22 protein-coding genes and 1 pseudogene are annotated in these 25,982 nt (G+C 43.9%); 10 read left to right on the top strand and 13 right to left on the bottom strand.

What is annotated here, in order from left to right; genetic code table 11:
- Nucleotides 1-106 precede the first annotated feature (106 nt).
- Entirely contained in the window at nucleotides 107-739 is a 633-nt protein-coding gene (locus H4I94_RS10360) for an alpha/beta hydrolase (protein WP_261183049.1), read from the top strand.
- A gap of 386 nt (nucleotides 740-1,125) precedes the next feature.
- Here the strand turns inward: H4I94_RS10360 and H4I94_RS10365 are convergent, their stop codons facing one another.
- The 4 genes from H4I94_RS10365 to pheA all read right to left on the bottom strand — a co-directional run bounded on the left by H4I94_RS10365 (nucleotide 1,126) and on the right by pheA (nucleotide 6,154).
- Nucleotides 1,126-1,503 (bottom strand): hypothetical protein, encoded by a 378-nt coding sequence (locus H4I94_RS10365; protein ID WP_261183050.1) that lies wholly within the window; start codon nucleotides 1,501-1,503, stop codon nucleotides 1,126-1,128.
- A 109-nt stretch (nucleotides 1,504-1,612) separates the two neighbouring features.
- Nucleotides 1,613-3,859, bottom strand: a complete 2,247-nt coding sequence (locus H4I94_RS10370; RefSeq protein WP_261183051.1) for a bifunctional prephenate dehydrogenase/3-phosphoshikimate 1-carboxyvinyltransferase — start codon at nucleotides 3,857-3,859, stop codon at nucleotides 1,613-1,615.
- 3 nt (nucleotides 3,860-3,862) lie between these two features.
- Nucleotides 3,863-4,969 carry a histidinol-phosphate transaminase gene (gene hisC, locus H4I94_RS10375; RefSeq protein ID WP_261183052.1) on the bottom strand — a complete coding sequence of 369 codons (1,107 nt, stop codon included), beginning with the start codon at nucleotides 4,967-4,969 and terminating at the stop codon, nucleotides 3,863-3,865.
- A 75-nt stretch (nucleotides 4,970-5,044) separates the two neighbouring features.
- Nucleotides 5,045-6,154 (bottom strand): prephenate dehydratase, encoded by a 1,110-nt coding sequence (pheA, locus tag H4I94_RS10380; protein WP_261183053.1) that lies wholly within the window; start codon nucleotides 6,152-6,154, stop codon nucleotides 5,045-5,047.
- 691 nt (nucleotides 6,155-6,845) lie between these two features.
- On the opposite strand from pheA, the gene H4I94_RS10385 reads away from it, so the two are divergent.
- A complete protein-coding gene (locus H4I94_RS10385) occupies nucleotides 6,846-7,364 on the top strand; it encodes a type 1 glutamine amidotransferase domain-containing protein (RefSeq protein WP_261183054.1) in 519 nt (172 codons plus the stop codon).
- An 86-nt stretch (nucleotides 7,365-7,450) separates the two neighbouring features.
- Here H4I94_RS10385 and H4I94_RS10390 read toward each other — a convergent pair whose 3' ends face one another.
- Both H4I94_RS10390 and H4I94_RS10395 read right to left on the bottom strand, forming a co-directional pair.
- Complete coding sequence (locus tag H4I94_RS10390; protein ID WP_261183055.1) at nucleotides 7,451-8,593, bottom strand: acyl-CoA dehydrogenase family protein; 1,143 nt, start codon at nucleotides 8,591-8,593, stop codon at nucleotides 7,451-7,453.
- Nucleotides 8,594-8,745: 152 nt separating this feature from the next.
- Complete coding sequence (locus tag H4I94_RS10395; protein WP_261183056.1) at nucleotides 8,746-10,092, bottom strand: dicarboxylate/amino acid:cation symporter; 1,347 nt, start codon at nucleotides 10,090-10,092, stop codon at nucleotides 8,746-8,748.
- Between the two features lie 436 nt (nucleotides 10,093-10,528).
- Here H4I94_RS10395 and H4I94_RS10400 point away from each other — a divergent pair, with 436 nt between their 5' ends.
- Nucleotides 10,529-11,533, top strand: a complete 1,005-nt coding sequence (locus H4I94_RS10400) for a glycosyl transferase family protein (protein ID WP_261183057.1) — start codon at nucleotides 10,529-10,531, stop codon at nucleotides 11,531-11,533.
- 319 nt (nucleotides 11,534-11,852) lie between these two features.
- On the opposite strand, the gene H4I94_RS10405 is transcribed toward H4I94_RS10400, so the two are convergent.
- Both H4I94_RS10405 and H4I94_RS10410 read right to left on the bottom strand, forming a co-directional pair.
- A complete protein-coding gene (locus H4I94_RS10405) occupies nucleotides 11,853-12,125 on the bottom strand; it encodes a YeaC family protein (RefSeq protein WP_261183058.1) in 273 nt (90 codons plus the stop codon).
- A gap of 3 nt (nucleotides 12,126-12,128) precedes the next feature.
- Nucleotides 12,129-13,070 carry an NAD(+) kinase gene (locus H4I94_RS10410; protein WP_092818510.1) on the bottom strand — a complete coding sequence of 314 codons (942 nt, stop codon included), beginning with the start codon at nucleotides 13,068-13,070 and terminating at the stop codon, nucleotides 12,129-12,131.
- A gap of 411 nt (nucleotides 13,071-13,481) precedes the next feature.
- Here H4I94_RS10410 and mrcB point away from each other — a divergent pair, with 411 nt between their 5' ends.
- Nucleotides 13,482-15,875 carry a penicillin-binding protein 1B gene (mrcB, locus tag H4I94_RS10415; protein WP_261183059.1) on the top strand — a complete coding sequence of 798 codons (2,394 nt, stop codon included), beginning with the start codon at nucleotides 13,482-13,484 and terminating at the stop codon, nucleotides 15,873-15,875.
- 15 nt (nucleotides 15,876-15,890) lie between these two features.
- Nucleotides 15,891-16,457, top strand: a complete 567-nt coding sequence (locus H4I94_RS10420; protein ID WP_261183060.1) for a tetratricopeptide repeat protein — start codon at nucleotides 15,891-15,893, stop codon at nucleotides 16,455-16,457.
- Nucleotides 16,458-16,505: 48 nt separating this feature from the next.
- On the opposite strand, the gene H4I94_RS10425 is transcribed toward H4I94_RS10420, so the two are convergent.
- On the bottom strand, nucleotides 16,506-17,405 hold the full coding sequence (locus tag H4I94_RS10425; RefSeq protein ID WP_261183061.1) for an NUDIX domain-containing protein: 900 nt from the start codon (nucleotides 17,403-17,405) through the stop codon (nucleotides 16,506-16,508).
- Between the two features lie 139 nt (nucleotides 17,406-17,544).
- Between H4I94_RS10425 and hemP the strand changes: the two genes are divergently transcribed.
- Complete coding sequence (hemP, locus tag H4I94_RS10430) at nucleotides 17,545-17,715, top strand: hemin uptake protein HemP (protein ID WP_092818514.1); 171 nt, start codon at nucleotides 17,545-17,547, stop codon at nucleotides 17,713-17,715.
- Nucleotides 17,716-17,784: 69 nt separating this feature from the next.
- Here the strand turns inward: hemP and H4I94_RS10435 are convergent, their stop codons facing one another.
- The 4 genes from H4I94_RS10435 to H4I94_RS10450 all read right to left on the bottom strand — a co-directional run bounded on the left by H4I94_RS10435 (nucleotide 17,785) and on the right by H4I94_RS10450 (nucleotide 22,162).
- Complete coding sequence (locus H4I94_RS10435) at nucleotides 17,785-19,122, bottom strand: sensor histidine kinase (protein ID WP_261183062.1); 1,338 nt, start codon at nucleotides 19,120-19,122, stop codon at nucleotides 17,785-17,787.
- A gap of 1 nt (nucleotide 19,123) precedes the next feature.
- A complete protein-coding gene (locus H4I94_RS10440) occupies nucleotides 19,124-19,783 on the bottom strand; it encodes a response regulator transcription factor (RefSeq protein WP_261183063.1) in 660 nt (219 codons plus the stop codon).
- A gap of 166 nt (nucleotides 19,784-19,949) precedes the next feature.
- Entirely contained in the window at nucleotides 19,950-20,312 is a 363-nt protein-coding gene (locus H4I94_RS10445) for a NirD/YgiW/YdeI family stress tolerance protein (RefSeq protein WP_131274622.1), read from the bottom strand.
- A 92-nt stretch (nucleotides 20,313-20,404) separates the two neighbouring features.
- The gene (locus tag H4I94_RS10450; RefSeq protein WP_092818518.1) at nucleotides 20,405-22,162 is read right to left on the bottom strand and encodes a GspE/PulE family protein; all 1,758 of its coding nucleotides are present in this window, start codon (nucleotides 22,160-22,162) and stop codon (nucleotides 20,405-20,407) included.
- Nucleotides 22,163-22,419: 257 nt separating this feature from the next.
- On the opposite strand from H4I94_RS10450, the gene H4I94_RS10455 reads away from it, so the two are divergent.
- From H4I94_RS10455 to H4I94_RS10470, 4 genes and pseudogenes are all read left to right on the top strand, one after another.
- On the top strand, nucleotides 22,420-23,670 hold the full coding sequence (locus tag H4I94_RS10455; RefSeq protein ID WP_261183067.1) for an MgtC/SapB family protein: 1,251 nt from the start codon (nucleotides 22,420-22,422) through the stop codon (nucleotides 23,668-23,670).
- Between the two features lie 198 nt (nucleotides 23,671-23,868).
- Nucleotides 23,869-24,858: a hypothetical protein gene (locus H4I94_RS10460; RefSeq protein ID WP_261183064.1), complete on the top strand. Its 990-nt coding sequence runs from the start codon at nucleotides 23,869-23,871 to the stop codon at nucleotides 24,856-24,858.
- A 138-nt stretch (nucleotides 24,859-24,996) separates the two neighbouring features.
- Nucleotides 24,997-25,077 (top strand): annotated as a pseudogene (locus H4I94_RS10465) (hypothetical protein); the annotation flags it as partial.
- A 72-nt stretch (nucleotides 25,078-25,149) separates the two neighbouring features.
- On the top strand, nucleotides 25,150-25,982 hold an 833-nt coding region (locus tag H4I94_RS10470; protein WP_261183068.1), incomplete at its 3' end, for an IS4 family transposase.

Below are 25,982 nucleotides of genomic sequence, written 5' to 3' on the forward strand. Positions count from 1 at the left end.
AACAATTAAACAGACTATAACAGTAGCATTGTCTTATTGCCAATGTGTGTTTTTACTGGGTCTTAGCGCTAAAATAACCGATTCTTCTGTCATGAGTCGGTTTTACATGTCCGAACAAATTTTCCTTCAGGGTCCTGCAGGTCAGCTGGAAGTTTTTGTTGATTATCCACAGGGTGAAGTGAAAGGATTCGCGCTTGTATGTCATCCTCACCCCTTACAAGGCGGAACGCCCCAGCATAAAGTTCCAGCGTTGCTTGCGCAGATGTTTCTTGAGCGTGGCTGTATGGTTTATCGCCCAAGTTTCCGTGGTTCTGGCCAGAGTACGGGTGAACACGATAAAGGCCATGGCGAAACCGATGATATTCTAGAAATTATTCAAGTGATTCGCTGCAAGCATATTAGCCTGCCTTTTTATGCTGGGGGCTTTAGCTTTGGTGCCCATGTCATGGCAAAGTGTTTTCATGCCTTGCCCGATGAAATTAAACCCAAACAGTTGATTTTATGTGGACTACCTACTGCGACAGTTGCAGGTGTGCGTCATTACGTCACCCCACAGATTAAAGGAGATATTCTGTTCCTGCATGGTGAAGCTGACGAAGTGACCTTGTTGTCCGACTTGATTGAATGGGCTAAACCGCAGCGACATTTAATCACCATCTTGCCCGGCGCGAATCATTTTTTTACTGGATATTTAAAGCAATTACGGGTGGCTATCTCCCGTTTTCTTGTAGATGAATAAACTCACAATAACAGCATAGAGCATCCATTTATATAGGGTTTCTGCATGACGCCAAATAAAAGAGGAGGCTAGGTCGCACTGCTGTAGTATAGTCAAATTCCAGGTGTTTGATTTGTGAGTGTGGCAAGGATGCCACACAGTCCCCATCACGACAGGATGTCGTGTCTGGGGACTAAAGACTTTTGCCTACTTTTGGTCTGTCAAAAGTAGGGTCCAGCCTACACAAAGCGACTTAAATCCTTAAAGAAAAGACAAGGCTGTGAAAAATTAAATACTCAAATCCCAAATATCATCATATTGATTCGGTGCTGAAATAAAATTCAAATTGTGGGACAGCAGTGGGCTTAGCCCTCCTCTTGGTTTATCCATGTGGTCAAAATAAATATTTAACCCTTCCATCTAAAGCCGCTAAAAGATTCATCTTCTTTTAAAGTGTTTTCTACTGCTTGGGCCAATTGATTCAATAAACTCTGTTCCGTAATACGGTCTAGCCAATCCTGATCTTCAGCTGGGTAAGAAGTAATCTCACAGACCAGGTGCCCTTCTGCATCACGACTCTGGCAGGTGACCGATAATGGCAAGGATTGATTGTCTACACTTACCGCAACCTGATCACCACTTTGCGACAAGGTCTGAAAACCGTATTGACCCAGTTCTTTAGACAATAAGTCCGCAACATATTCCTGAGTCACATGACAGTCATTCGGTTGTTGTGACACATGACTATGCTTTTCACAGTTTGCAGTAAATTGTAATTTTCTCATCTGTGTATCCAAAGGCTTTCTTGTTGTATGGTTTTAGCATAAGCAATAAAAGTAAAACAGCCAAGCAAAAGCTTGGCTGTTATTTAACAAATACACAAAATTAGACTAATTATTCACTGACCTGAATCGCCAGACCTGCCTGGTTAGCCAATTCAGTGAAGGTTGGGAAGCTGGTTGCCACGGTTTCAGTACCGACAATTTTAATTTCGCCGGAAGTACGCAAGCCCGCCATGGAAAAACTCATGGCAATACGGTGATCATGATGCGATTCAATTTCACCACCTGTGAAAATTGCAGACCAGTCACCAGACTTACCCTTACCTTCAATGATGATGCCATCATCGGTTGGCATGCAGTCAATGCCCATGGTTTTCAAGCCATCTGCCATCACCTGAATACGGTCGGATTCTTTTACGCGAAGCTCGGCAGCACCGGTCAAAATGGTTTGACCCTCTGCACAGGCAGCGGCAATAAATAAAGCCGGGAATTCATCAATCGCCAATGGCACCTGATCTTCCGGCATGTGAATACCTTTTAAGGTGCGCGTGCCGCGAATACGAATGTCGGCAATCGGTTCACCGCCTGCAATACGTTCATTTTCAACCGTTAAATCTGCACCCATCTGTTTCAGGATTTCAATCACACCGGTACGCGTCGGGTTAATCCCTACCGCTTCCAAAGTGACATCGGAACCTTCAGTAATGGCAGCCCCCACCATAAAGAATGCAGCAGATGAAATATCGGATGGAACCTGAATGTCAGTACCGACCAATTTGCCGCCACCTTGCAGTGAAATACGGTTGCCTTCAGTTTTCACCTCATAACCAAAAGCACGCAGCATACGTTCCGAATGATCACGAGTCGGTTCTGGTTCAGTGACTACAGTTTCACCTTCTGCCCAGAGTCCAGCCAGTAAAATCCCTGATTTCACCTGAGCTGAAGCCATTGGCAAGTCGTAGTGAATTCCTTTAAGTGCCTGATTGCCGGTAATAGATACCGGTGGCGTACCACGCTCACCTGTGGTTTGAATTTGCGCACCCATTTCACGAAGCGGTTTGGCAATACGCTCCATTGGACGCTTTGACAATGATGCATCACCGGTCATGACTGAATCAAACTTCTGGGCACAGAGCATACCGGAAAGCAGACGCATGGAAGTCCCCGAGTTGCCCATGTATAAGGCACTTGCCGGGGCTTTCAAGCCATGCATGCCTACGCCATGAATGGTCACTTCACCATTTTTAGGCCCTTCAATGCTCACGCCCATATCGCGAAAGGCTTGCAGCGTTGCCAAGGCATCTTCACCTTCCAGGAAACCGGTGACATGGGTCGTGCCTTCAGCAATCGCACCAAACATGATGGAGCGGTGTGACACAGATTTGTCACCTGGCACGGTAAATTTACCTTTAAATGTCTTATCACCCGGCAAAATGGTAAATTGTTGTGTCACTTTATCGTTCTCCATCAAAGGTTTTTTAGCGAGCATATGATTGAAGTGTTGTCGAGCAGCTTGAGCATGCTCCAACAATCCGATCAATGCCTTGGAATTTTCATCTTCAATGAGTTTGCGAATTTGAGCCAGTTGCTGCTCAAAGCCATCCACTGCATTTAAAATTGCTTTTTTATTGGCAAAAAAGATGTCATGCCACATTTGCGGATCACTCGCCGCGATTCTAGAGAAATCGCGGAAGCCTCCAGCGGCATAACGGAAAATATCCAGATTATCTTCCCGGTTGGCCAGTTGCTCAACCAGGTTAAAAGCCATCAAATGCGGAAGATGGCTGGTATGCGCCAGCACTTCATCGTGCTTTTCCACATCCATGCAAATCACTTCTGCCCTGGCAGCTTGCCACAATTGAACCAGTTTATCCACAGCCCAGTCAGCACTGCTTGGCAACGGTGTCAAAATGACTTTGTGATTGGCAAACAAATCGACCTTACCCGCATGCACGCCAGTATGTTCCGCACCCGCAATCGGATGACCCGGAACAAAACCTGCCGGCAGGTTTTCACCATATACGGCTTTGGCTGCATCCACCACATTGCCTTTGGTACTGCCCACATCGGTAATGATGGTGTTATCTGACAGATAAGGCTTGATGGTTTCTAACACCTTTTGTGTCGCCCGCACAGGCAAAGCCAAAACCACCAGATCTGCACCTTGCACTGCGTCTACAGGATTGCTATAGCCGTCTTGAATCAGTCCAAGCGCCTTTGCATCTTCCAGCGTTTTTTGTGAACGTGTAGAGGCAACAATCTGTTTTGCCAGTTTTTCAGCAATGATGACACGCGCCAGACTTGAGCCAATCAGCCCAAGTCCAATAAAGGCAACTTTTTCAAACAGTGGCTGAGACATGGCTTAAGCTTTTTCCTCTACCGCATCAGGCGCTAAATCGAGTACTTTCGCCAGTGCTGTCAGGAACTTCGCATTTTCCGCTTCCGTACCAATCGATACACGCAGATGATTTGCAATACCCACAGGACGTACAATCACGCCTTCTTTTAACAAGGCATTGAAGGTTTGCGCAGGATCAGTCTGTACATCGACCAAAATAAAGTTGGCACGTGAAGGTACATAGTTTAAGCCTAGTGCCTCAAAGCCCTGTTCCAGCTGCTTCATGCCTGCTTTATTGACAATACGCGATTGCTCGATAAAGTCTTCGTCTTTCAGTGCGGCAACCGCAGCCACCATGGCAAGATGATTGACGTTAAACGGCTGGCGAATACGGTTCAGGTAATCTGTCACTTCTGCCGATGCCAAGGCAAAACCAACACGCAGTGCGGCCAGCCCATAGCATTTAGACAAGGTACGGCTGACAATAATGTTTGGATATTGCTCCAGGAATTTCAGGCTGTTGAAGTTTTCCGGGAAATATTCCACATACGCTTCGTCCAGAACGACAATCACATTTGCCGGTACTTTTTGCATGAAGGCTTCAAATTCGGCTTCTTCAAACCAGGTTCCGGTCGGGTTATTTGGATTGGCAATAAAGATTAACTTGGTATTGTCTTTAATTGCTGCTGCCATGGCATCCAGATCGTGAGCAAAACCTTTGGCCGGCACTTCAATCGCTTCTGCATTAATGGCTTGAGTCACCAAGGCATACACGGCAAAAGCATGCTGGCTATAAATCACCGAGTCTTTCTCTGAAACGAATGTGCGGGCAAACATTTCCAGCAAGTCGTTTGAACCATTACCCAAAGTAATACGGTCAGCGGTCACACCGAATTGTGCCTGAATCTGGTCTTTTAAAATAAAGCCGCCACCATCCGGATAGCGGCCAATTTCTGCCAGTTCAGCTGCCACAGCCTGTTTGACTTTGTCAGAACAACCCAACGGGTTTTCATTCGAAGCTAATTTGACAATATCAGTAATCCCTAACTCACGCTCAAGTTCACTAATAGGTTTACCTGGTTGATAAGGCTTTAACTTTGAGATGCCTTCATTGGCAGGGACAAACGACATGTTACTCTTCCGCTATTTCAAGTGATAAAAGGGATCAGCCTAAAATTAAAAAATCAGGCCGATCACCAGAGTGATTTATAAAACTGCAATTGGATAAGAACCCAGTACACGAATTTCTTTGACCAAAGGACGAATTTCCTCAATGGCCGCTTTGACATTTTCTTGCTCGATATGGCCTTCGAGGTCAATAAAGAATACATAGGCCCATTTTTCAGGCAATGCAGGACGGGTTTCAATACTGGTAAGACTAATGTTGTGTTTGGCAAATGGTGCCAGGATTTCCAGCAAGGCACCGGCACGGTCATGTGCGGAAATCAGCAATGAAGTTTTGTCATTGCCACTTGGCGGCACTTTTTCACGGCCAATCACCAGGAAACGGGTGGTGTTTTCCGGATTGTCTTCAATATTGCTGTGCAGGATTTCCAGCTCATAAAGATTGGCAGCCACTTCTGATGCAATCGCTGCGGAATGCCATTCATTGCGAATACGGCGTGCCGCTTCAGCATTGGAACTAAGGGCAACACGTTCAACGCCCGGATAATGGGCATCTAACCATTTTCGGCATTGCGCCAAGGTTTGCTGATGGGCATAAATCTGTTTAATGCTGTCTTTACGGGTATTGGATGACACCAGGAACTGGTGATGAATGCGCAGTTCCACTTCACCAATCACATTTAGGTGCGAAGCTTTAAAACAGTCTAAAGTATGGTTCACCACGCCTTCAGATGAATTTTCGACCGGCACCAGACCATAATGTGCACCACCCGCTTCTACTTCACGGAACACTTCATCAATGGTAGGAAGTGGGTGAACAATGGCATCCTGACCAAAATGTTTCAATACTGCTGAATGGGTATAGGTACCGACTGGCCCCAGGAAAGCAATGCTTTGTGGCGCTTCCAATGCCAGACATGCAGACATGATTTCACGGAACAAACGTGCCATGGTCACATCAGATAAGGGTCCTTCATTACGCTGCATAACATTGCGCAAAACTTGTGCTTCACGTTCAGGACGGTAAAACAATGGATTCTCTTCAGCTGCAAACTTTGCTTTTGCTACCGCTTCGGCCAATCTGGCACGTCGGTTAATAAGCTGTTGAATCTGTTGATCTACAGAATCAATATCCTCACGGATTTGAGCAAGGTCAAGAGAAGTCGTCGTGTTTTGATCGTCGTTGATCATTGTTATGTTGCCCTTCAAAAACGTTATGCAAACAGTATAACAATAGTTAGCTTTCAAATGTTACGCAATAAGACTTTGATTGATTCAGTCTTAAAAACATACAGTTGATTTAATCAGCAATTTTATTCCTCATGTTTTACCCTGAGTATTTAAAATTGATGAGCTTTTGCCAGTTCGCTAAAAATGACAGCACAGCTGTACATTTATAATTCAGCAAACTGGCTAGCGATTTTATGTCATTTCATTGAATAAATTTATCGGTATTTGCAAATAAGCTCATCGTTAAAAACGCTTAATACTGAGCAGCTTTGATGAAAGCGGTTCCGGCCCATACCCCTGAAATGCCGAAAACGACTTTGTTTAGTATTCCAGATAAATATATTCAAGTGCCCATTTAAACATGCATAGCTTCCAACCAACCCGCCCAGTCTTGCCTTGAATCACAGGAGAAAAGCCATGAAGTCTAGCTGACTGCATACTCGCCATCTGAAAAATGCTGCCTGCCAGCTTTTGACACATGCAGAAACAAAAGTTTTTTGATTAATTTTTTAACCATTACAAATAGTTAAAAATAGCGCCAAAGCTTTATCCATAGGGACTTTCGCATATTCAAGAGTTATTTACCAAACTCCATCACAATAGCTTAATGATTAATTTATAGTCTGTTAACAAAGCAATTCGGAGAACAACAATGTCCAAAAGAATCGCCGTTTTAGTGACCCATGATTTTGAAGATGCTGAATATTCAGAACCCGTGCAAGCCTTTCGCGCTGCACGCCATAGTGTTCTAAATATCGAAAACAAAGCAGGCAATATTGTCTATAGCCATAAACGAAAATCGGCCATCACCATTGACCAAAGTATAGATGATGTCACAGTGCATGATTTTGATGCCTTACTCATTCCTGGAGGATATTCTCCCGACCGGCTCCGTGGCGATGAGCGTTTCGTGAATTTTGTGCGTAATTTTGCTCATGCAGAAAAACCCATTTTGAGCATTTGTCATGGTCCGCAGCTCCTGATTACGGCCAAAGTCGTAAAAGGCCGCTTGATGACCACCATTAAAACGGTTGCCAAGGATCTGATTAATGCCGGCGCGGTCTATTATGATGTCGGTGTGGTCAATGATAATAATCTGTATATTTCATCACGCTCACCCGATGATTTACCCACTTTTATTGAAGAAAGTCTCATGGTTTTAAATCAATAAAAAAGCACCCCGCAAAGTCAGACCCGATGTCCAGCTTTTAGGGTGCAGTTCTGTTCGACTCTTTATTACCACGTCTTATTGAGGAATTAACGCCCCAGTAAGCTACGTGCCACAATCTCTTTCATAATTTCATTGGTTCCACCGTAAATTCGCTGAATACGGGCATCTACAAAGAACCGTGAAATTGGATATTCCGTCATATAGCCATAGCCACCAAACAGCTGTAACAGCTTATCCGCTATTTTCATCTGCATGTCGGTGGCAAAACTTTTTAAAGCTGCGGCAGTTTCAACATCCAGTTTACCCTGCATATATAATTCAACGTTCTGGTTATAAAAAGCAGCAGTCGCCTGTTCCTCTATTTTTGCCTGTGCCAGAACAAAACGGGTATTCTGGAACTGGCTGATGTGCTGACCAAAAGCCTGACGCTCTTTGACATAAGCAATGGTAACATCAATTGAACCGCGAATGGCGCCAATCGCTGTGGCAGCAATGGCAGTACGTTCACGTGGCAATTCCTGCATTAAATAGGCAAAACCCTGTCCTGCCTGTCCCAGCAGCTGCTCTTTAGGCACCTTGATGTTATCGAAGAACAGTTCGGAAGTATCTTGTGAATGCAAACCAATTTTGTTGAGGTTGGTGCCTTTTTTAAACCCTTCCAGATGTGTATCCAAAAGCAATAAAGACACGCCTTTTGCGCGTGCTTGCGGATCAGTTTTAGCTGCCAGCACCACCAGGTCAGCATGTTGACCATTGGAGATAAAGGTTTTGGAACCATTGAGCAGATAGTGATCTCCCTGCAAGATGGCATTGGTACGCATTGCCTGCAAGTCGGAACCGGCACCCGGCTCCGTCATGCCAATCGCACCCACCACTTCACCGGTCACCATTTTTGGCAACCAGTACCGCTTTTGTTCTTCTGTCCCTATATGCAAAATATAAGGTGCCGCAATTTCGGAGTGGCATGAAATCCCGGTCGATATGGCACTAAATCCGGCACGTGCCGATTCTTCCACTAACATTAATGAATAATGGGTAGGCACCCCATAACCGCCATATTCTTCAGGCACATCCACACACAAGAAGCCATTTTCGCCCAGTAAATTCCAGATTTCACGCGGCATAATGCCTTGCTGTTCCCACTGTTCATAATGCGGGGCAATGTGCTCATTCAAAAAGCGTTTGAAGTTGTCACGGAATAATTCTAAATCAGCATCATAAGCCAACATATAGCGTCCTTGTCTTTCGTCATTGTTATTTCTTCTGCTTTGCTATCCTATTCATTTTATTAGACTGTGTCATGAACTATAACGATCTTATTTTATGACTCCAAGGTCAATAAAAAAGGAAGCCGAAGCTTCCTTTCTAGCATCAAAACCGATTAAGCATGGGTTTGATTTGTTTCTTCCAGCATTTTCTGGTCAACCATTTCCGGGTTGTTTAATGCTGCATTTAACTGAGCTGTATCTAATTGACCGACCCATTTTGCAACCACAATGGTCGCCAACGAGTTACCGACCAGATTGGTCAAGGCACGTGCTTCTGACATGAAGCGGTCAATACCCAGAATCAGGGCCAGACCAGCTACAGGAATATGACCTACAGCAGACAATGTTGCCGCCATGACAATAAAGCCAGAACCTGTTACACCTGCCGCACCTTTAGAAGAAATTAACAACACTGCTAAAAGCGTAATTTCGTGAGCAAGATCAAGCTGAGTATTGGTTGCCTGTGCAATGAAGATTGCAGCCATAGTCAAGTAAATTGAAGTACCATCCAGGTTAAATGAATAACCGGTAGGAATTACCAGACCAACAACCGATTTTTCACACCCGGCAATTTCCAGTTTCTTCAACATACGTGGAAGTACGGATTCAGAAGAGGATGTACCCAGTACAATCAATAACTCTTCACGAATCATGCGGATCATTTTCAGGATGCTGAAACCACTGAAACGCGCGATACTCCCCAATACAATAAAGATGAACAGCAAACAGGTAATATAGAAACAGATGATAAGTTGAGCGAGCTGAGCCAGTGAACCAATGCCGTACTTACCGATTGTAAATGCCATCGCACCGAACGCACCGATCGGCGCAAGTTTCATGATCATGTTTACGATGTTAAAGAACACATGCGAAATTTGATCGATGAGTTTAAGAACGGGTTTACCTGCATCGCCCAATTTATGTAACGCAAAACCAAATAGCAATGCAAATAAAAGGACCTGAAGAATTTCACCTTCGGCAAAGGCACCCACCACCGTATTCGGGATGATATTCATAAAGAAATCAAGGGTCGACTGTGAAGCACCCGATTCCACATACTTGGCGATACCTGAAGTGTCTAAAGATGCAGGATCAATGTTCATTCCTACACCCGGTTTGGCAATATTAATCACCAGCAAACCGATAATTAACGCCAGTGTTGAGACCACCTCAAAATAAAGCAGTGCAATACCACCTGTTTTACCCACAGATTTCATGCTTTCCATACCTGCGATACCGCTGACCACAGTACAGAAAATCACGGGGGCAATAATCATTTTGATCAGCTTGATGAAAGCGTCACCTAATGGTTTTAATTGCTCGCCCAAGCCGGGAACACTTTGCTTAACGCCGTCCACGATTACAGATGAACTTGGGTAAAAATGCCCAACAATCACACCTAAAATAATGGCAACGACGACTTGAAAATACAGCGACTTATAGATTGGTTTCTTAGCCATAACATTACTTCTTCAGATATTTCCAAAACTAGAAATATTCAGTTTTAGCCTATTCTTACGAATACACTGCCCTTAATCTCCAGGCATTCACACCCAAGAAAATTAAAAGTATGCAGTGATCTAAGATACTGGAATATATAGAAATTTATAAAAAAGTAGTTACCATCAGAACACCATTTAAATTTATCAAAAATTTAAATGGTTAAATTGGGAGATGATAAGAACAATTAAAAAATTATATCAATTGTTTAAATTTTACCTGATTTTTAAAAGCTTATGCAGGTCGCATTGTTAATTTTGGCTAAAATATCACCACAAATTATTAAACATTAGTCGAAGACCACTAAAACACTTTTATATAAATTAAGCTGAAATAATTTTTTTGCCTTTATAAAATAGCATTACACTTATTTTTATCGCCAAGAAAACTCAGCTTATGCAAACCAAAAGAAATATCTATAAAGACTTTGAACATCCTTTTGCACAATATGTCCGTATTATAGGCAAAGGAAAAAACGGTGCCCGTTCGCTGACTTTTGACGAAGCCTATCAGGCATTCAGCATGATCCTAAAAGATGAAGTGCTTGATGTGCAGTTGGGCGCGTTCCTGATGCTACTTCGTGTTAAAGAAGAATCTGTCGATGAACTGGCCGGTTTTGTCCAGGCCACTCGTGACCAGCTCAATTTCAGAACCTTGGATGTAGACTTGGACTGGTCATCTTATGCCGGCAAGCGTAAGCATTATCCCTGGTTCTTACTGGCAGCCCTGACCTTAGCCCAGCATGGCTACAAGGTGGTCATGCATGGTGCATCCGGACATACCATTAACCGCCTTTATACCGAACAGGTCCTGGAATACTTAGGCTATCCGATCTGCCAGAATGACAGCGATGTGGAACAGCAGTTACAGCAACGCAATTTTGCCTATCTGCCTTTGCAAGCAATTTCACCTATTTTGAGTGATCTGATCTCACTGCGGAATGTGATGGGTTTACGTTCTCCCATCCATACCCTTGCCCGTTTAATTAATCCATTTAATGCCAAAGCCACCATGCAGGCGATTTTCCATCCGGCTTATCGTAGCTCTCACCAACAGGCAGCGTTTAAACTGGGCTATCAAAATAGTGCGGTGATTAAGGGTGAAGGCGGTGAATTTGAACGGAATCCGGATGCCAAAACCTTAATCTGCGGAATTAAAAATGGTGAGCTGTACGAACACGAACTCCCTAAACTGACCGATAACCGTAGTCCTGTTGAAGAAGAACTGGACTTGGCTGTATTTAAAGCCGTATGGGAAGGCAAACAGCATCATGAGTATGGTGAAGTTGCAGTAACGGAAACCATGGGAATTGCTTTATACACGATGGGCGCGTGTGCTTCTTATGAAGAGGCGATGTTAAAAGCCAAGGAACTTTGGGTAAATCGCAAGTCTAAAATCTAATTTGATGCAGAATAAATGATACGTGATAAAGCCATTCGCAATTGTTCGAGGCTAGACTTCATTTGATAAAAATGGTTCTGCGAAACATTCATCTAATAATAGTATCGAACGAGTTTTGCGATGAGAACACTTGAAACATGTTTCAAGTGTTCGCAAGATGACTTTGGCCTTACGAAGGAATACTTCTCAGGGCTTATCCAAAGTAACAGGATGAGCTTCTATATAAATTGAGATTTATCGGTAAGACACCGTCGTACCCTTCAAAAAATTAAGATATAAAAAAAGACACCGCAGTGTCTTTTTTATTGCAAATAAATATTTAAACAAAACGAATAGGCTTAAACTCTTCATCCTGCTTTGGATCATGTGAATCGCAGTGTTCATCTTCTTCTTTGGTACCGCGGTCAATATAGCCACTACGCTCAGTTTCAGGCAAGTTTTTCATTTCCCAGGCATAAACTGCCTGCATACAGATTTGACGTTGCTCTTTGGTCAGCGCTACGCCATTTGGCCATTTACCAATTTCCACTGCTGTCTTTAAACGCGCAACAATTTCAGGATCGAGTACGGCCAGCATTTGTTCAATATTCATCATTTAATCCTGCTGTTGTAGAGAGTCAAAATCTTGGTTCCAGCCCAGCTTGGTACGACAGGCGATATAGAAATCATAACCGGGTGGATGAAGGAGATTCAATTTAAATGGATGTTTGCGGATATGTAAACTATCCCCAACACTAAGTGAAACGCTGTGCTGACCATCGGCACTGACCATGGGCAATACACGGTTTTCACGAATGATAATCTTGATTTCACTATGTCCACCAACCACAATCGGACGTGAAGACAAGGTATGCGGGTGCATCGGCACCAAAGAGATGGCATCCATACTCGGATGAACAATCGGTCCACCACCAGAAAGTGCATAAGCTGTAGAGCCGGTAGGCGTCGAAACAATCAAACCGTCACTATGCTGACGATAGACATATTGACCATCAATATTCAGTTCAAAGTCAATCATATGCACCGATTTTCCTGAATGCAGAACCACATCATTCAAGGCAATCGCATCATAAATGCTTTCACCTTTGGAACGGATTTCCATTTCCAGCAGGAAACGGCGGTCGAGCTGAAATTCGCCTTTGAGCACCTGATCCAGCTTAAAAATAACCTCGGTCGGCTTAATATCGGTTAAAAAACCCAGACGACCACGGTTTACCCCAATAACAGGAGTATTATGTCTGACCAGGGCACGTGCAGCATGCAGTAAAGAACCATCACCGCCCACCACAATAACCAGATCAACCACTTCACCCAGTAAACTGCGGCTTACCGTTTGCGTATTGCTATAAGGGACTAAGGCTGCTGTTTCCGAATCAAAAACAGGATGTAAACCTAAACTTAAAAGATGGTCATGAATAAGACTTAAAGTTTCCACGACGGAGGATTTATCTGGACGCCCTATTAATCCAATGTTCCGAAAAGTTTTATGTGAAATTTGCACCTGGGTCATCGCTCCGCTACGATTCCTGCCTATCATAGCATTAACCCTGTTCATTTTAAAAAACTTTAAGTTCACATTGCACTGACAATGCAGCGATTTCAAAGACTCAACCTGATTTTAGCCAGCAGCCCAGATGGGCGTACTTTACATGCAGCGAACAACCCAAATCAGCATGGTTTTTTACGCTAAATGTCAGCCATTTTATAAAATTGCTTTTAACGGAATAACTTAAATGTTTAAAGCTGTTTTATTTGCTTTAATAGGAACATATTATTAACAAATATGGCTTTAATGCTAGAAATAATATCTGTTATAAAATCAAAGACTCATTACAAATATTTTGTTCGTTTTCTTGTTATATTTTCTCTTCATTCACAGATTAATTATTGCAAAAAAATGAAAAGCTTCGCATGATTAGCACAATTTATTTGGATCTTATAATCATTGATGAAGTCTGAACGCGGGATCGGTTTACTGGCCCTTATTTTTTCAATATTAGTCATTGGCGTCTTCTTGGTTTTTAGTGTCTATTTAATCCGAATGGACAATATTGTACGCAATAAATTTGAAGGACAGCGCTGGGATATTCCAGCAAAGGTTTTTGCCCGTCCTTTGGAAATTTATACCAATGCACCGGTCAACCAGACAGACTTCACTCAGGAACTCAAACTTCTGGGCTATAAAAGTTCTGACAGCTATACTCAATCCGGCAGTTATGTAAGCTCTGGTGATGCCCTGTATGTGCATACCCGCGGCTTCGACTTTGGTGACAGCGTTGAACCCGAGCAGGTCTTAAAAGTTACCTTTAACGATAATCAGATTGGTGAAGTCAGTGCAACCAAGCCTTCGTCTACCGGCATTGCACGTTTAGAACCTTTATTGATTGGCGGAATTTATCCACAGCATAATGAAGACCGTGTGCTGATTAAGCTCAACAGTGTGCCTAAACCGCTCATTGAAGCCCTGATCTCTACTGAAGACCGTAACTTTTATCATCATCATGGCATATCCGTTCGTGGTACAGCGCGTGCTGTAGTCAGCAATCTCACCGGTGGCAAACGTCAGGGCGGTTCTACCCTGACCCAGCAGCTGGTGAAAAATTTCTATTTAAGCCCGGAAAGAACCTTAAAACGTAAAGTCAATGAAGCCCTCATGGCCATGCTGATCGAGCTTCATTATGACAAAGATGAAATTCTGGAAGCTTATTTAAATGAAGTGAACCTTGGGCAAAATGGCAATTATTCGATTAATGGCTATGGTCTGGCTTCACAGTTTTATTTCGGCTTGCCGCTACGCGAACTGAACATTGCCCAGCAGGCTTATTTAGTCGGTCTGGTGCAAGGGCCTTCCCTGTTTAATCCGTGGAAAAATCCGGAAGGCGCAAAAAAACGTCGCGATATCGTGTTAAATAATATGCTGGTGATGGGATATCTGAGCCAAGAACAGTATGAACGAGAAATTGCTCGACCACTAAATGTGATTGCAAAACCCACCCTGGGACCTGCCCGCTTCCCGGATTTCATGGATATTGTACGTCGACAGCTACGCACCGAATATCAGGAAGGCGATCTGACCAATCAGGGCCTAAAAATCTTTACCACACTGGACCCGATTGCCCAAACCAAGGTACAGGAAGCGTTTAAAGCTTCTGTTTCCAGTCTAGCCAATGCCAACCCTAAACGTTTAAAAGACTTGCAGGGCGCTGTTTTGATTTCTCATCCTGAAAATGGTGAACTGGTTGCCGCTTTGGGCTCGACTCAGGACTTTACCGGCTTTAACCGTGCGCTGGATGCAAAACGTCAGGTCGGTTCCTTGCTTAAACCGGTCATTTACTTAAGCGCGATTGAATCTGGCCGTTATAACTGGGCTACACCGGTTGAAGACAGTGCCCTGAATATTTATAGCGAAGGTAAAAACTGGACGCCTAGAAATTACAGCGGGGGCGAGCATGGTATTGTTCCTATGTCCGAAGCGCTGGCGAACTCCTACAACCTGGCTGCCGTACGTTTGGGTCAGGAGTTTGGAATTTCGACTTTTAGCAATCACCTGAAAAAATTTGGCGTGACTGCCAATATTCCAAGCTATCCATCGATCTTTCTGGGGGCGATTGATATGTCACCGATGGAAGTGATGAGTATTTATGGCAATTTTGCAACTGGCGGTTTCAAATATCCTATCAAGTCCATTCGCTCGGTGGTCGATTCCAATGGACGCCTGCTCGATCGTTATGGCCTGACGCCACAACAAACCATCGATGCTTCTGCGGCCTATATTCTGAATTATGGTTTACAGCAAGTCATGAGCTCGGGTACGGGACGTGCAGCTTATAGCGCTTTCCCTACCGACCTGAAACTGGCAGGCAAATCGGGGACCACCAATGATACCCGTGACTCCTGGTTTGCAGGCTATTCAGGCAATTATCTCAGTGTGGTCTGGCTGGGTTTGGATAATAACAAGGTGACTGGCCTAACCGGTTCTTCAGGTGCGCTTCCGGTCTGGATTAATGTCATGAAACAGTTGCGTCAGAAACCGGTTAACCTGCGTCAGACCGAAAATGTGCAATGGCAATGGATTGACCGTTCTAGTGGATATTTATCTGCGCAAGGTTGTGAAGGCGCCATGTACATTCCCTTACTTCGCAGTAATATGCCACGTCAGGCCACTGCCTGCGGTTTACCGAACTATCAGGTAGAACCTGCTTACAATCCTGATACTGAAAACAATCAGGCACCTGTCGATCAAAACGATAGTATTGGTAACTATATTCGTGAAAGTGAGACTGAAACGCAGAACGAGGATTCTACGAATCAGGTCATTTCAAGTGGTAGTTATAACAATTAAGGGTGACAGTGAAGCATGAACGGGCAATGTAAACGGCATAAATACGGGCTCATTGCCCTGAGCTTGATTGGCTTGGTGGGCTGTCAAAGCCTGCCTGCTCCCGAAAGCAAACAGCCACCGAAACCGGCTACGGCAGAAAAGCCGGATATTAAAACACCTTCGGGGGTGGTCGTCACCCCTTATGAACGTGAAGAAATTCAGCGTAAAAAGATGCAGGTGATTGTTCCTGAGCAACACAGCAAACAGCAATTTGAAGATGGTCGCCAGCTGCCTGCATTTCAAAAGCTCATGCAAAAAACCCAGCTCGCCTATAAGCAGGGAAAATGGAATGAAGCAGAAGCTGCGGCATTGCAGGCACAGCGCCTTGCGCCGCAATCCGCTGAAACCTTCTTGTATCTGGCATTAATTGCCAATAAAAACAATCAGCCTGCAAATGCCAAAGCTCTGGCGCAACGCGGGCTTAGTTATGCACAAACCAATCCCATGAAGAAACAGCTTTGGCAGGTCATTTTAAAAGCTGCACAACAGCAAAAAGATCAAAAAACCATTCAACAGGCGCAAAAAGCCCTGAAAGGCTTATAAACCTGAGGATATGTTGAACTGATATCCTCAAATACATGCTCTTCGTTTTTATAAAAAGCGCATCCCTGCAATGCCATAGGCACCCTGCTCTTGAGCGCCCGCAAGATCACCTGGCTGCATGCCGCCCAAGGCAAAAACAGGTAGATCGACCTGTGAAACCCAGCGCTTGAATTGTTCCCATCCCAATGCCACAGCCTCTGGATGGGTTGCCGTCGGCAATACCGGACTTAGCAAGAGTGCATCACACCCGATCTGCTGTGCCTGTTGCATTGAAGCCAGATCATGGCATGCTGCAATGGTACGCTTACCCAAGGGCAAATCACCCGGCTTCAATGCCATCAGTTGTGGCTGTTTTAAATGAATGGCGGAAATGGCTTGCTGCTGAATCGAGTTTAATTGCTGAAAAATATCGACATTTACAATCAGCCGAGGTAAATGCTCCACACTGTGCTTAGCCAGTTCCGTGAGCTGCTGCTGAGTTCCCCCGACACGCCAATACAACAACTGATCCTGTTTTAATTGCGTCAGGTCATCCAGCTGCGCTGAAATTTTAATCTGATGGGGCCAATACAGGCGCTGAATTATGGCTTGATTGGCTTGAGGGAAATTGAGATTCAACAATTCTTCACGGCTGTACCAGGTCCAGGGCTGTTGAATCTCATTCAATAAAGCAGTCGGTACAATGGCATGAAATAAATGCAGCTTGACAATCACATCCTCATATTCATGAACAATCCCATCAAAGGCATGCCAGTCATGCAGACCAATCCCCACTTCTTCATAAATTTCACGGCGGCATGCCACCAGGGGCGTTTCGCCCTCTTCCACTTTTCCTCCCGGAAATTCATGTTTATTGCCCTGATGCTGTTTCGCTTCACGCCAGCCCACCAGCACGTTGTTTTGATGCAGTAAAATTGCAATGGCAACATCAATTGCGGGTTTAAACATTCCCTGTTCCTCAGCCTGAAAATATTACAGAGTGTAAGCAAATTTAAGTTTTTTATAAAATCTTAAATCATCCATTGACAGGTCTATTCGATAATGATTATCATTTAAAACACTCAATACAGACCACGGAATCGACGGAATGAACGCACCATTTAGCCTATTTACCCGTAATCATGACAACGCTCACTCACTTCCCATGTTGCACTCGAACAACCTGTTTGCTCTGGGGCGAGAAATTCGGATTATGCATGCCGGAGAAGAATATCGTCTACGTTTAACTCGTAACAATCGTCTGATCCTGACCAAATAAAAATAATTCACTCAACAATAATAATCGTGGAAACAAGCAGTATGCGCGCAAACATGCTGCTTTTTAATGCTAGCTAGGCAATGGAAATTGCAGCTCCACTTTTAATCCGCCATGCGCCGATCGGGAAAATTGAATTTCACCGGCATGTAATTCGATAATCTTTTTACAGATCGACAGTCCCAGTCCTGAACCTTGGGTTTTGGTACCCAATGCGCGATAAAAGCGCTCACCCAGTCGTTGCAAGACTTCTTCCGTCACCCCCTGTCCATCATCTTCAATGCTAATGCTGAGCCGTTGTTGCTTTTGCTGCATATTCATAAACACGCGACCATTTTGCCCGGCATAACGGATGGCATTGTCCAGCAGATTGCGCAGGCAACTGAAAATGAGTTTGTCATTTCCAGTAATCACCAGATTTTCGGCGAATTGTGTCTGGATTTGAATATTTTTCTCGGCGGCAAAGGGCTGTAAGGCTTGCAAGACCTCGTTGATGACCCTGTTCACATCCATTTCAGACTTGGGCAATTGAGCCGTATGGGCCGGGTCCAGCCGTGCCAGCAACAACAAGTTTTCTAAAACCTGTGTGCCACGGTTGACATCATTTTGAATACTCGCCAAGTCCTGGTCGAGTTCCGGATATTTACGTTTCAGTACCTGCAAACGCATTTGAATAGCCGATAAGGGTGAACGCAATTCATGCGAAGCATCCGCAGTAAAGCGCTGTTCTGCCACCAGAGATTGTTCAAGCCGTTGTAATAACTGGTTCAGCTGCCATACCATCGGCTGTAATTCTTTTAACTCGGGTACTTGCTGCTGAATCGGTGCGAGATCATCCGCACTTTTAGCTGAAATTTCTCTGGACAGTTGATGAATGACTTTAAATTGGTGTTTTACCGCAAAATGCAGAATCAGCCATTGAATAAACCAGAGCACAATTAAAATCAGGCCATAGCCCATGACATTTTGAGCCAAAGCTTTAAAGCGCTCTCCCATCGGTTGCAATAGCAATACCGACGTATTCAGTTCAGAATTTTGCGAGGTATAGATACGCCACAACTGCTGATCGTGCCAAATCAGATCATAACCTTCATCGGCATTATTTTTGAACGTTGAAGACAGATGGTCCAAATGGAAATTTTCTGATTCGCTCAGCACCTGTTGCTGATCTTTTAACTGGTATTGAATGTCAAATTCATCGCTGAGCTCATCCACCTGTTGTCCTGAACTCGTGCTTATATCCGGAATCAGCAGCATGTCGGCAATTTCATCCATGAGCTGGTCTTGCAGCTGCATGGTCTGGTATAGGGAAATCCCCACAAAAAGCAGCAAGGCCAAAACCCCAGCCAACATGGAACTGAATAATGAGGTTTTGATTAACCTGCTTTGTAGAGAAACGGCTTTTGACATATTAACCCTGACTCATGCGATAGCCCAAACCGCGAAGGGTCTTGATATACTGGCTGCCTATTTTCTTGCGTAACTGATAGATAAACACCTCTATGGCATTGCTTTCTATTTCATCGCCCCAAGCATAAAGTGATTCTTCCAGCTGTTCACGGGTAATTACATGCTCCGGCTTTTGCATTAGTTTATGTAAAATCTGAAACTCTTTGGCGGTTAGGTTGATGGTCTTTCCATCCTGAATAAGCGTTTTGGCCTGTGGATCCAGTACCAAATTTGCATAGCGCAGATATTGTCCGGCACTGCTTTGATGTTGCCGCAACTGCGAACGGACACGCGCAGAAAGCTCCTCCAGACTAAAGGGTTTGACCAGATAATCATTGGCACCCAAATCCAGCCCTTCAACACGGTCATGAATACTGTCCCGCGCGGTGATAAAAATCACAGGGGTCTGTTGCTGATGCGCACGCAAAGCTTTAAGAATTTCATCGCCAGTGGCTTTGGGTAGTCCACGATCAAGTAGGATACAGTCATACTGATGCTGTTCAATCGCCAAAATGGCATGATCGCCACACTCCACCCAGTCGATATTGTAGCCATCCATTTCCAGCCATGTTTTGATGCTTTCTGCTTGGGATACATCATCTTCTGCCACTAAGATTCGCATGTCGGGTTCTCAGGTATTCTGTATTTTGTGATTTTAAAATAGCACGCTTTAAACAGCTGTTTGCATTAAAAAAACCACATGAGCCAATCATGTGGTTTTCATAAGAGACACTATTTGCAAGAGATAGCAAATCAAACTGATGATCTGTGTCGTTGAATAGACCGTATTAGAATTGAACCGCATCCACATCAATTTCAACGCGTTTAGCCGGTTTGTAATCGATGTCGACTTCACCAATGATGGTCACCGGAGTTTTGGCATTTACCGGTTTACCTTGCCATAACTCATCGTCAATATCGACGGTAATAGTGCCGGTATTATCACGGAACTGGTATTTTTCATCCCCGACTGCTTTTACCACATAGCCTTTAAGCTGTACCTTGCTGTCATCTTTTAAAGTTAAAGCCTGTTTAACCGTAGTAGTTTTTTGTGGTGCAATTGCAGCCTGATTGACTGCCGTATTTGCCACGGCGAATGTTGTTGCACCGACCAAAGCGGTCACTAAAGCTGCTTTAGAAATCATGTTCAAACCCTCGTTAAGTTGTTGCTCATTTCGATAGCATGATTAAAACAAATCAAGATGAGGTGAATCTTAAGATAGCTTCATTTTCAAACAGTATTTCAATTCAGTGGAACAACGCGTAACACTTCTTCCAAAGTGGTCATGCCAGCCAGCACTTTGCGTGCGCCCGCGATACGTAGCGGTTCTATTCCCTCTTTTTTCGCCTGATCACGCAGCTGGTTTAAAGTCGCATCTGCACCAATCAGCTGTTTGGTCGCAAGGCTTAAAGGCATAAATTCATAAATGCCGACCCGCCCTTTATAGCCCGTCTGGCGACATGCTTCACATCCCACCGCCTTAAATACGAAGTTGGGCATTTGCAATGCATAATCAAAAGTTAAATGCTTCCACTCCTGTTCATTAATAAAGGTTTCCTGTTTGCAATGCGGGCAAAGCTTGCGTACCAGACGCTGTGCCAGCACCCCTAAAATCGTGGCTGACGTTAAAAAGGGCTGTACTCCCAAATCATGCAGTCGGGTCAGACTCGAGGGTGCATCATTGGTATGCAAGGTGGATAACACCAGGTGACCGGTTAATGCGGCCTGAATGGCCATATTGGCGGTATCCTGATCACGAATCTCGCCGACCATAATGATGTCCGGGTCCTGACGCATCAGCGCACGCACCCCATCGGCAAAACCTAAATCAATCCCCAGATTCACCTGCATCTGGTTAAAGCTCGGTTCCAGCATCTCAATCGGATCTTCAATGGTACAGACATTGACTTCTTCTGTTGCCAGCTGTTTCAGCGACGAATACAGCGTGGTGGTTTTGCCTGAGCCTGTTGGACCGGTGACTAAAATAATGCCGTGACTGTGTGCAGTTAAAGCCTGCCAGTCATTCAGTAACCCGCCTTCAAAACCGAGCTGCTGAAAACTGCGCACCAACACTTCCGGATCAAAAATACGCATCACCATTTTTTCGCCAAAGGCTGTCGGCAAGGTAGATAAACGCAATTCGGTTTCCTGTCCTTTAGGCGTACGGGTTTTTAAACGACCATCTTGCGGTTTGCGTTTTTCCGCCACATTCATGCGGCCTAAAATTTTAATGCGCGAAATCACGGCGGTAAGCGTATTGGCCGGCATTTTATAAATGGTATGCAACACGCCATCAATACGGAAACGCACCTTGCCGGTGTCTTTACGGGGTTCCAGATGAATATCGCTGGCACCCTGTTCAAAGGCAAACTGCAACACCCAATCCACCAGCTTGACAATATGCTGGTCATTGGCATCCGGGTTTTGCGTATCGCCCAGTTGCAATAATGCTTCTACGCCTTTGTTATCCCGGTCATAGGCACTGGATTTTTGCGACGAATTAACGGCACGGCTGACCTGATAATATTCCACCAGATAGCGCTGCAACTGATCCGGACTAAGCAGTACCCGCTGAATTTTTTTCGGGGCAATCGTGTGTTCAAGATTGGCCACCCATTCCGTTTTAAAGGGTTGATCGGTAGCTATCAGGACTTTGTCCGGCTGAATTTCGACGGCCAGAATTTTATTGCGCAGGGCAAATTCCTGCGACATGATATTGGTCAAAGCGCCAACATCGGCCTTCAAGGGATCAATAATATAAAAAGGAATCTGGGCTTTGTCTGCAATCCACTGGCACAAGCGGTTTAAAGTTAAGGTCGATTGTGGATGTGCCTGATCGACCAGATTAAAATGTGCAATCCACTGCAAGGGATGCCATTTCAGTTGCTCACGCTGACGGTGTGTGGTTTGAATCAGCAGCTTGTTACGCTCGGTAATACGTCCATCTTTTTGTAATTGTTCCAGACACCAGGAAGTATCCATTTCAAAATTAAATTTCATTGTTATATGCCCCAAAACATTCACACACTATAGCAAACTCAAGGTCATCTCGCTTCAGCCCGTTTTAGAAAAAAATATCCCCCTATCTTTTTCTAAACTGATCGATATGAGCGTTTACTGCAAAATAAACTATAGCCTGTTTTCATTTGCATTATGTTTTTACTTTCGGATATTTATAGCCAATAATGCTGAATGTGCTGTTTAATTCAGCAGCTGACTGTGCATAAACCAATAATTGGATTTTCCCTGTGAACAATATGCTGAATCTGCCCCTTCAAAGTACATCATTTCAAGACTTGCTGATGGTTATGGCAGCAGCATTGGGCTGTGGCTTGCTGATTGGTCTGGAACGCGAACGTAGCAAGCAGCGTGAAAATCAGCATAGTTTTGCCGGGGTTCGTTCATTTGCCATCTGCGCTTTATTGGGTGCCTTGTGTTTTGCTTTTGGCGATCTCTTTGGCGTGATTGGCGCACTGATTGTGGGCGGTATCGGTATCTTTTCACTGAAGAACCAGCTGCAAGACCCCGGAGTCACCACCGAACTGGCTTTTGTCATGACTTATTTCATTGGTGCGTTGTGTGTCTGGAATATTACGCTGGCTGCCAGTCTCTCTGTGGTACTGACCTTCATTTTAATGATGAAACATTCCATGCATGGGATTGCCGGAAAATGGATTACCGGAACAGAACTTAAAGATGGCGTATTTTTACTGGCCCTGATCTTAATCGCCTTGCCGCTGACCCCCGATACGCCTTTATGGGGCAATGTGCTTAATCCGCATATCATTTTAAAACTGCTTACCCTGATTCTTGTGGTGCAAGCATTGGCTCACGTGGCCAAACGTTTACTTTCGAGCAAGAAAGCACTCATGCTTTCTTCCATTGCTTCCGGATTTGTTTCCAGTACGGCCACGATTGCACATTTAGGCATACAGGTACGTAATGAGGGGGCCGATGCTCGATCCAATGCCGGTGCAGCACTGATGTCATGTATATCCACTTTGCTGCTTTTATTTATTGTTGTAGGCGGTGTTTCCTTAACCTGGCTAAAGCTGCTGATCTTGCCTTCGCTGATTGCCCTCACCATTTTGGCACTTTGCGCTTACTGGCTTTTACGTAAAGCTGAACCTGTGGAAGACACAGAGCCTGTCGACAGTGCCATGTTTAGCTTAAAAGAAGCAGCGATTATTGCCGGAACGCTCACGGTCATTCAGGCAGGCGTGCATGGCTTGGAACTTTTACTGGGCGATTCCGGTTTAATTGCAGGTACACTGCTGGCTTCACTGTTTGAAATTCATGCCGCTGCGGCCGCTGTGGTTGTTCAAGGTGAACCGACAAATAGCAGTTTACTCTATGCAATGATGTTAGGTCTGGCTGCGCATGCCATTTCTAAATGCATTAATGCAGCCATCAGCGGAGGCTTAAAATTTGCACTTTATTTTGCACCTGTACAAATTCTGCATATGGCTGTTTTGATCGGTGTACTTTGGTGGCTTAATGCACTTTAAATCGAGTTTGATTATAAACTATTATTAATCAATTAAATTAAATCTTTAGTTAAATTTAAAATAATGATTTTGTTAATATTTCTTGAAGTAACAATAAGTCATTTACATTATTAGATGAATAATTAATCATCGACTTCGTTTTTTATCTTTTATCAAAAAACTTAAATTTTTAATTAATAATAACGGGGGTGTTTCATCATGAAGCTTAAATATCTGAGCTTATCAATTATAACAGCACTAACTTTGGTTGGCTGCGGTGGCGGCGGTTCAGACAGTACTTATCAAGGTACAGATTCTGGCTCTGCCGAAGAAAATAAAGATTTTCAACAATGGCACTATTTTGAAATTGAAGCTGGCTATGCAGTCAATGAACCCATTGAATTTGTTCATAACATAATCACTCTTGATCAGGGCAATGTATATGTTCAAGATGACTCGCCTACACCAGACAATGACATATTTGTTACTCAAGATGGTGTTTATCAAGAGTTAGGACCAAAAAATTCCCAATATGGATATTTAGTCGGAACAGGATCTTTGGATAATTTAGTGTTTACACATAAGCCTTATTCTCCTGTTGGCTCAACCGGTCTTGTATTTACCACAAATTTCAAAAAAATTGACCTCAGCGGCAAAAATGCCTTGGCTACACTGGAGTCCAGAGATCAATGGGACATTGCAAATAATTCAATTTCAAATATTTCGGCACAGCGCCTTGCTTATTATAATTCAATCAAAGATCTAACTTTCCCTGCTGGTGCATATTGCTTACAAAATAGTATTCACAGCAATAATCAAGAAAATCTATATCTCTATACCAGTGACAAGAGTGACGAAAAATTCGCTTTTGATGGTTATGCGGCACGTTTTGCTCAAAATGACACGCATATCTTTAAGAAAACCTATAAAGACACCATTGCCTACTTAGAATCCGATGACGGTACAGATGCAGACGCAACTTATGGCGCAGCAGAATATAAGGGGAACTACTATGGTGCTGGGCGTTATCTGAAAGGAGTTGAATACAGCCTAGCGCAGTACATTCAAGAACAAAAGGACAAATTAAGCATTACATTAACTGAAGCAGAGCGCAAACTGGCTATCGAAGAAATTGAAACCTTGAACAATGAATGCAGCTGGTATAACGACACCGCTGCACAATTTATTCAAAACTCAATGAAACTTTAAACTGCTCAAGCGAGCGACATCAGAAAAGGAGCTTAAAGCTCACTGCTGTCCCATAGTTTACTTTAAATAAAAAAACCTGAGTCCGAATAGTTAAAATATAAGTGCGAACAAACACTTTAACTACCAAGGACTCAGGTTTTGTCACATCAGAATACCGTATTTCATCAGCTGATTAAACCTGTCATACGACAGGATTTTGAACACCTTGTGAAAAAATATCATGTTGGACAGAAATTTAGATCGGCTTCCCGATGGGATCAGTTTGTTGCCATATTGATGTNNNCTCAGGTTTTGTCACATCAGAATACCGTATTTCATCAGCTGATTAAACCTGTCATACGACAGGATTTTGAACACCTTGTGAAAAAATATCATGTTGGACAGAAATTTAGATCGGCTTCCCGATGGGATCAGTTTGTTGCCATATTGATGTCTCAACTCTCCTGCCGGCAAAGCCTGCGGGATATTCAATCCAATCTGGAGTGCCAACAGGAGAAGCTTCATCATCTCGGAGCAAAATCTATTCCGCGAAGCACGCTGGCACGAATCAACGAGCAGCAGCCGGCTGCCTTGTATGAAAAGCTGTTTTACAAGTTGCTTCAATACTATGAACATTCAAAAGTCGCTCATAAATTTCGCTTTAAGAATCCTCTATATTCCCTTGATGCCAGTCACATTGACCTCTCGCTTTCCTTATGTGGATGGGCCAAAGTTCATGACTCAAAAGCCAGTATGAAACTCAGCACAGGATTGAATCACAGCAATCATATTCCTGAGTTTGTTGCAGTTGAAAATGGCAAAGAAAATGACATGGTACAAGGCCGAAAATTCCAGTTTCCTTCTGGCAGCATTGTGGTCTTTGATAAAGGCTATGTCGATTACCAATGGTATGCAAGTCTCACTGCTCAAAACGTTGGATTTGTCACACGTCTGAGGCCCAAGGCTGTGTATCAGGTGATCCAGCAACATTCCGTGCTTGAGTCCAAAGGCATTCTAAAAGATGAAACCATTCAGCTGAATAGCGCACATGCCCTAAAAAGAAAAGCACCAGTACTCAGAAGAATTGAATATAGAGACCGTCAAAGTGGCAAGCACTTCAGCTTTCTCAGCAATAACTTTCATTT

The organism is Acinetobacter sp. T_3_1, assembly GCF_025377055.1.
Classification (GTDB): Bacteria; Pseudomonadota; Gammaproteobacteria; order Pseudomonadales; family Moraxellaceae; genus Acinetobacter; species Acinetobacter kookii.

Excerpts from the sequence above, each read along its gene's own strand:
- H4I94_RS10370 (WP_261183051.1), bottom strand. The coding sequence starts at position 3,859 with ATGTCTCAGCCACTGTTTGAAAAAGTTGCCTTTATTGGACTTGGGCTG.
- H4I94_RS10440 (WP_261183063.1), bottom strand. The coding sequence starts at position 19,783 with ATGCGAATCTTAGTGGCAGAAGATGATGTATCCCAAGCAGAAAGCATC.
- H4I94_RS10405 (WP_261183058.1), bottom strand. The coding sequence starts at position 12,125 with ATGAATATTGAACAAATGCTGGCCGTACTCGATCCTGAAATTGTTGCG.
- H4I94_RS10365 (WP_261183050.1), bottom strand. The coding sequence starts at position 1,503 with ATGAGAAAATTACAATTTACTGCAAACTGTGAAAAGCATAGTCATGTG.
- H4I94_RS10400 (WP_261183057.1), top strand. The coding sequence starts at position 10,529 with ATGCAAACCAAAAGAAATATCTATAAAGACTTTGAACATCCTTTTGCA.
- H4I94_RS10455 (WP_261183067.1), top strand. The coding sequence starts at position 22,420 with ATGCTGAATCTGCCCCTTCAAAGTACATCATTTCAAGACTTGCTGATG.
- H4I94_RS10450 (WP_092818518.1), bottom strand. The coding sequence starts at position 22,162 with ATGAAATTTAATTTTGAAATGGATACTTCCTGGTGTCTGGAACAATTA.
- H4I94_RS10390 (WP_261183055.1), bottom strand. The coding sequence starts at position 8,593 with ATGTTGGCTTATGATGCTGATTTAGAATTATTCCGTGACAACTTCAAA.
- H4I94_RS10435 (WP_261183062.1), bottom strand. The coding sequence starts at position 19,122 with ATGTCAAAAGCCGTTTCTCTACAAAGCAGGTTAATCAAAACCTCATTA.
- H4I94_RS10360 (WP_261183049.1), top strand. The coding sequence starts at position 107 with ATGTCCGAACAAATTTTCCTTCAGGGTCCTGCAGGTCAGCTGGAAGTT.
- H4I94_RS10460 (WP_261183064.1), top strand. The coding sequence starts at position 23,869 with ATGAAGCTTAAATATCTGAGCTTATCAATTATAACAGCACTAACTTTG.
- pheA (WP_261183053.1), bottom strand. The coding sequence starts at position 6,154 with ATGATCAACGACGATCAAAACACGACGACTTCTCTTGACCTTGCTCAA.
- hisC (WP_261183052.1), bottom strand. The coding sequence starts at position 4,969 with ATGTCGTTTGTCCCTGCCAATGAAGGCATCTCAAAGTTAAAGCCTTAT.
- H4I94_RS10410 (WP_092818510.1), bottom strand. The coding sequence starts at position 13,070 with ATGATAGGCAGGAATCGTAGCGGAGCGATGACCCAGGTGCAAATTTCA.
- mrcB (WP_261183059.1), top strand. The coding sequence starts at position 13,482 with ATGAAGTCTGAACGCGGGATCGGTTTACTGGCCCTTATTTTTTCAATA.
- H4I94_RS10385 (WP_261183054.1), top strand. The coding sequence starts at position 6,846 with ATGTCCAAAAGAATCGCCGTTTTAGTGACCCATGATTTTGAAGATGCT.
- H4I94_RS10395 (WP_261183056.1), bottom strand. The coding sequence starts at position 10,092 with ATGGCTAAGAAACCAATCTATAAGTCGCTGTATTTTCAAGTCGTCGTT.
- H4I94_RS10420 (WP_261183060.1), top strand. The coding sequence starts at position 15,891 with ATGAACGGGCAATGTAAACGGCATAAATACGGGCTCATTGCCCTGAGC.
- hemP (WP_092818514.1), top strand. The coding sequence starts at position 17,545 with ATGAACGCACCATTTAGCCTATTTACCCGTAATCATGACAACGCTCAC.
- H4I94_RS10425 (WP_261183061.1), bottom strand. The coding sequence starts at position 17,405 with ATGTTTAAACCCGCAATTGATGTTGCCATTGCAATTTTACTGCATCAA.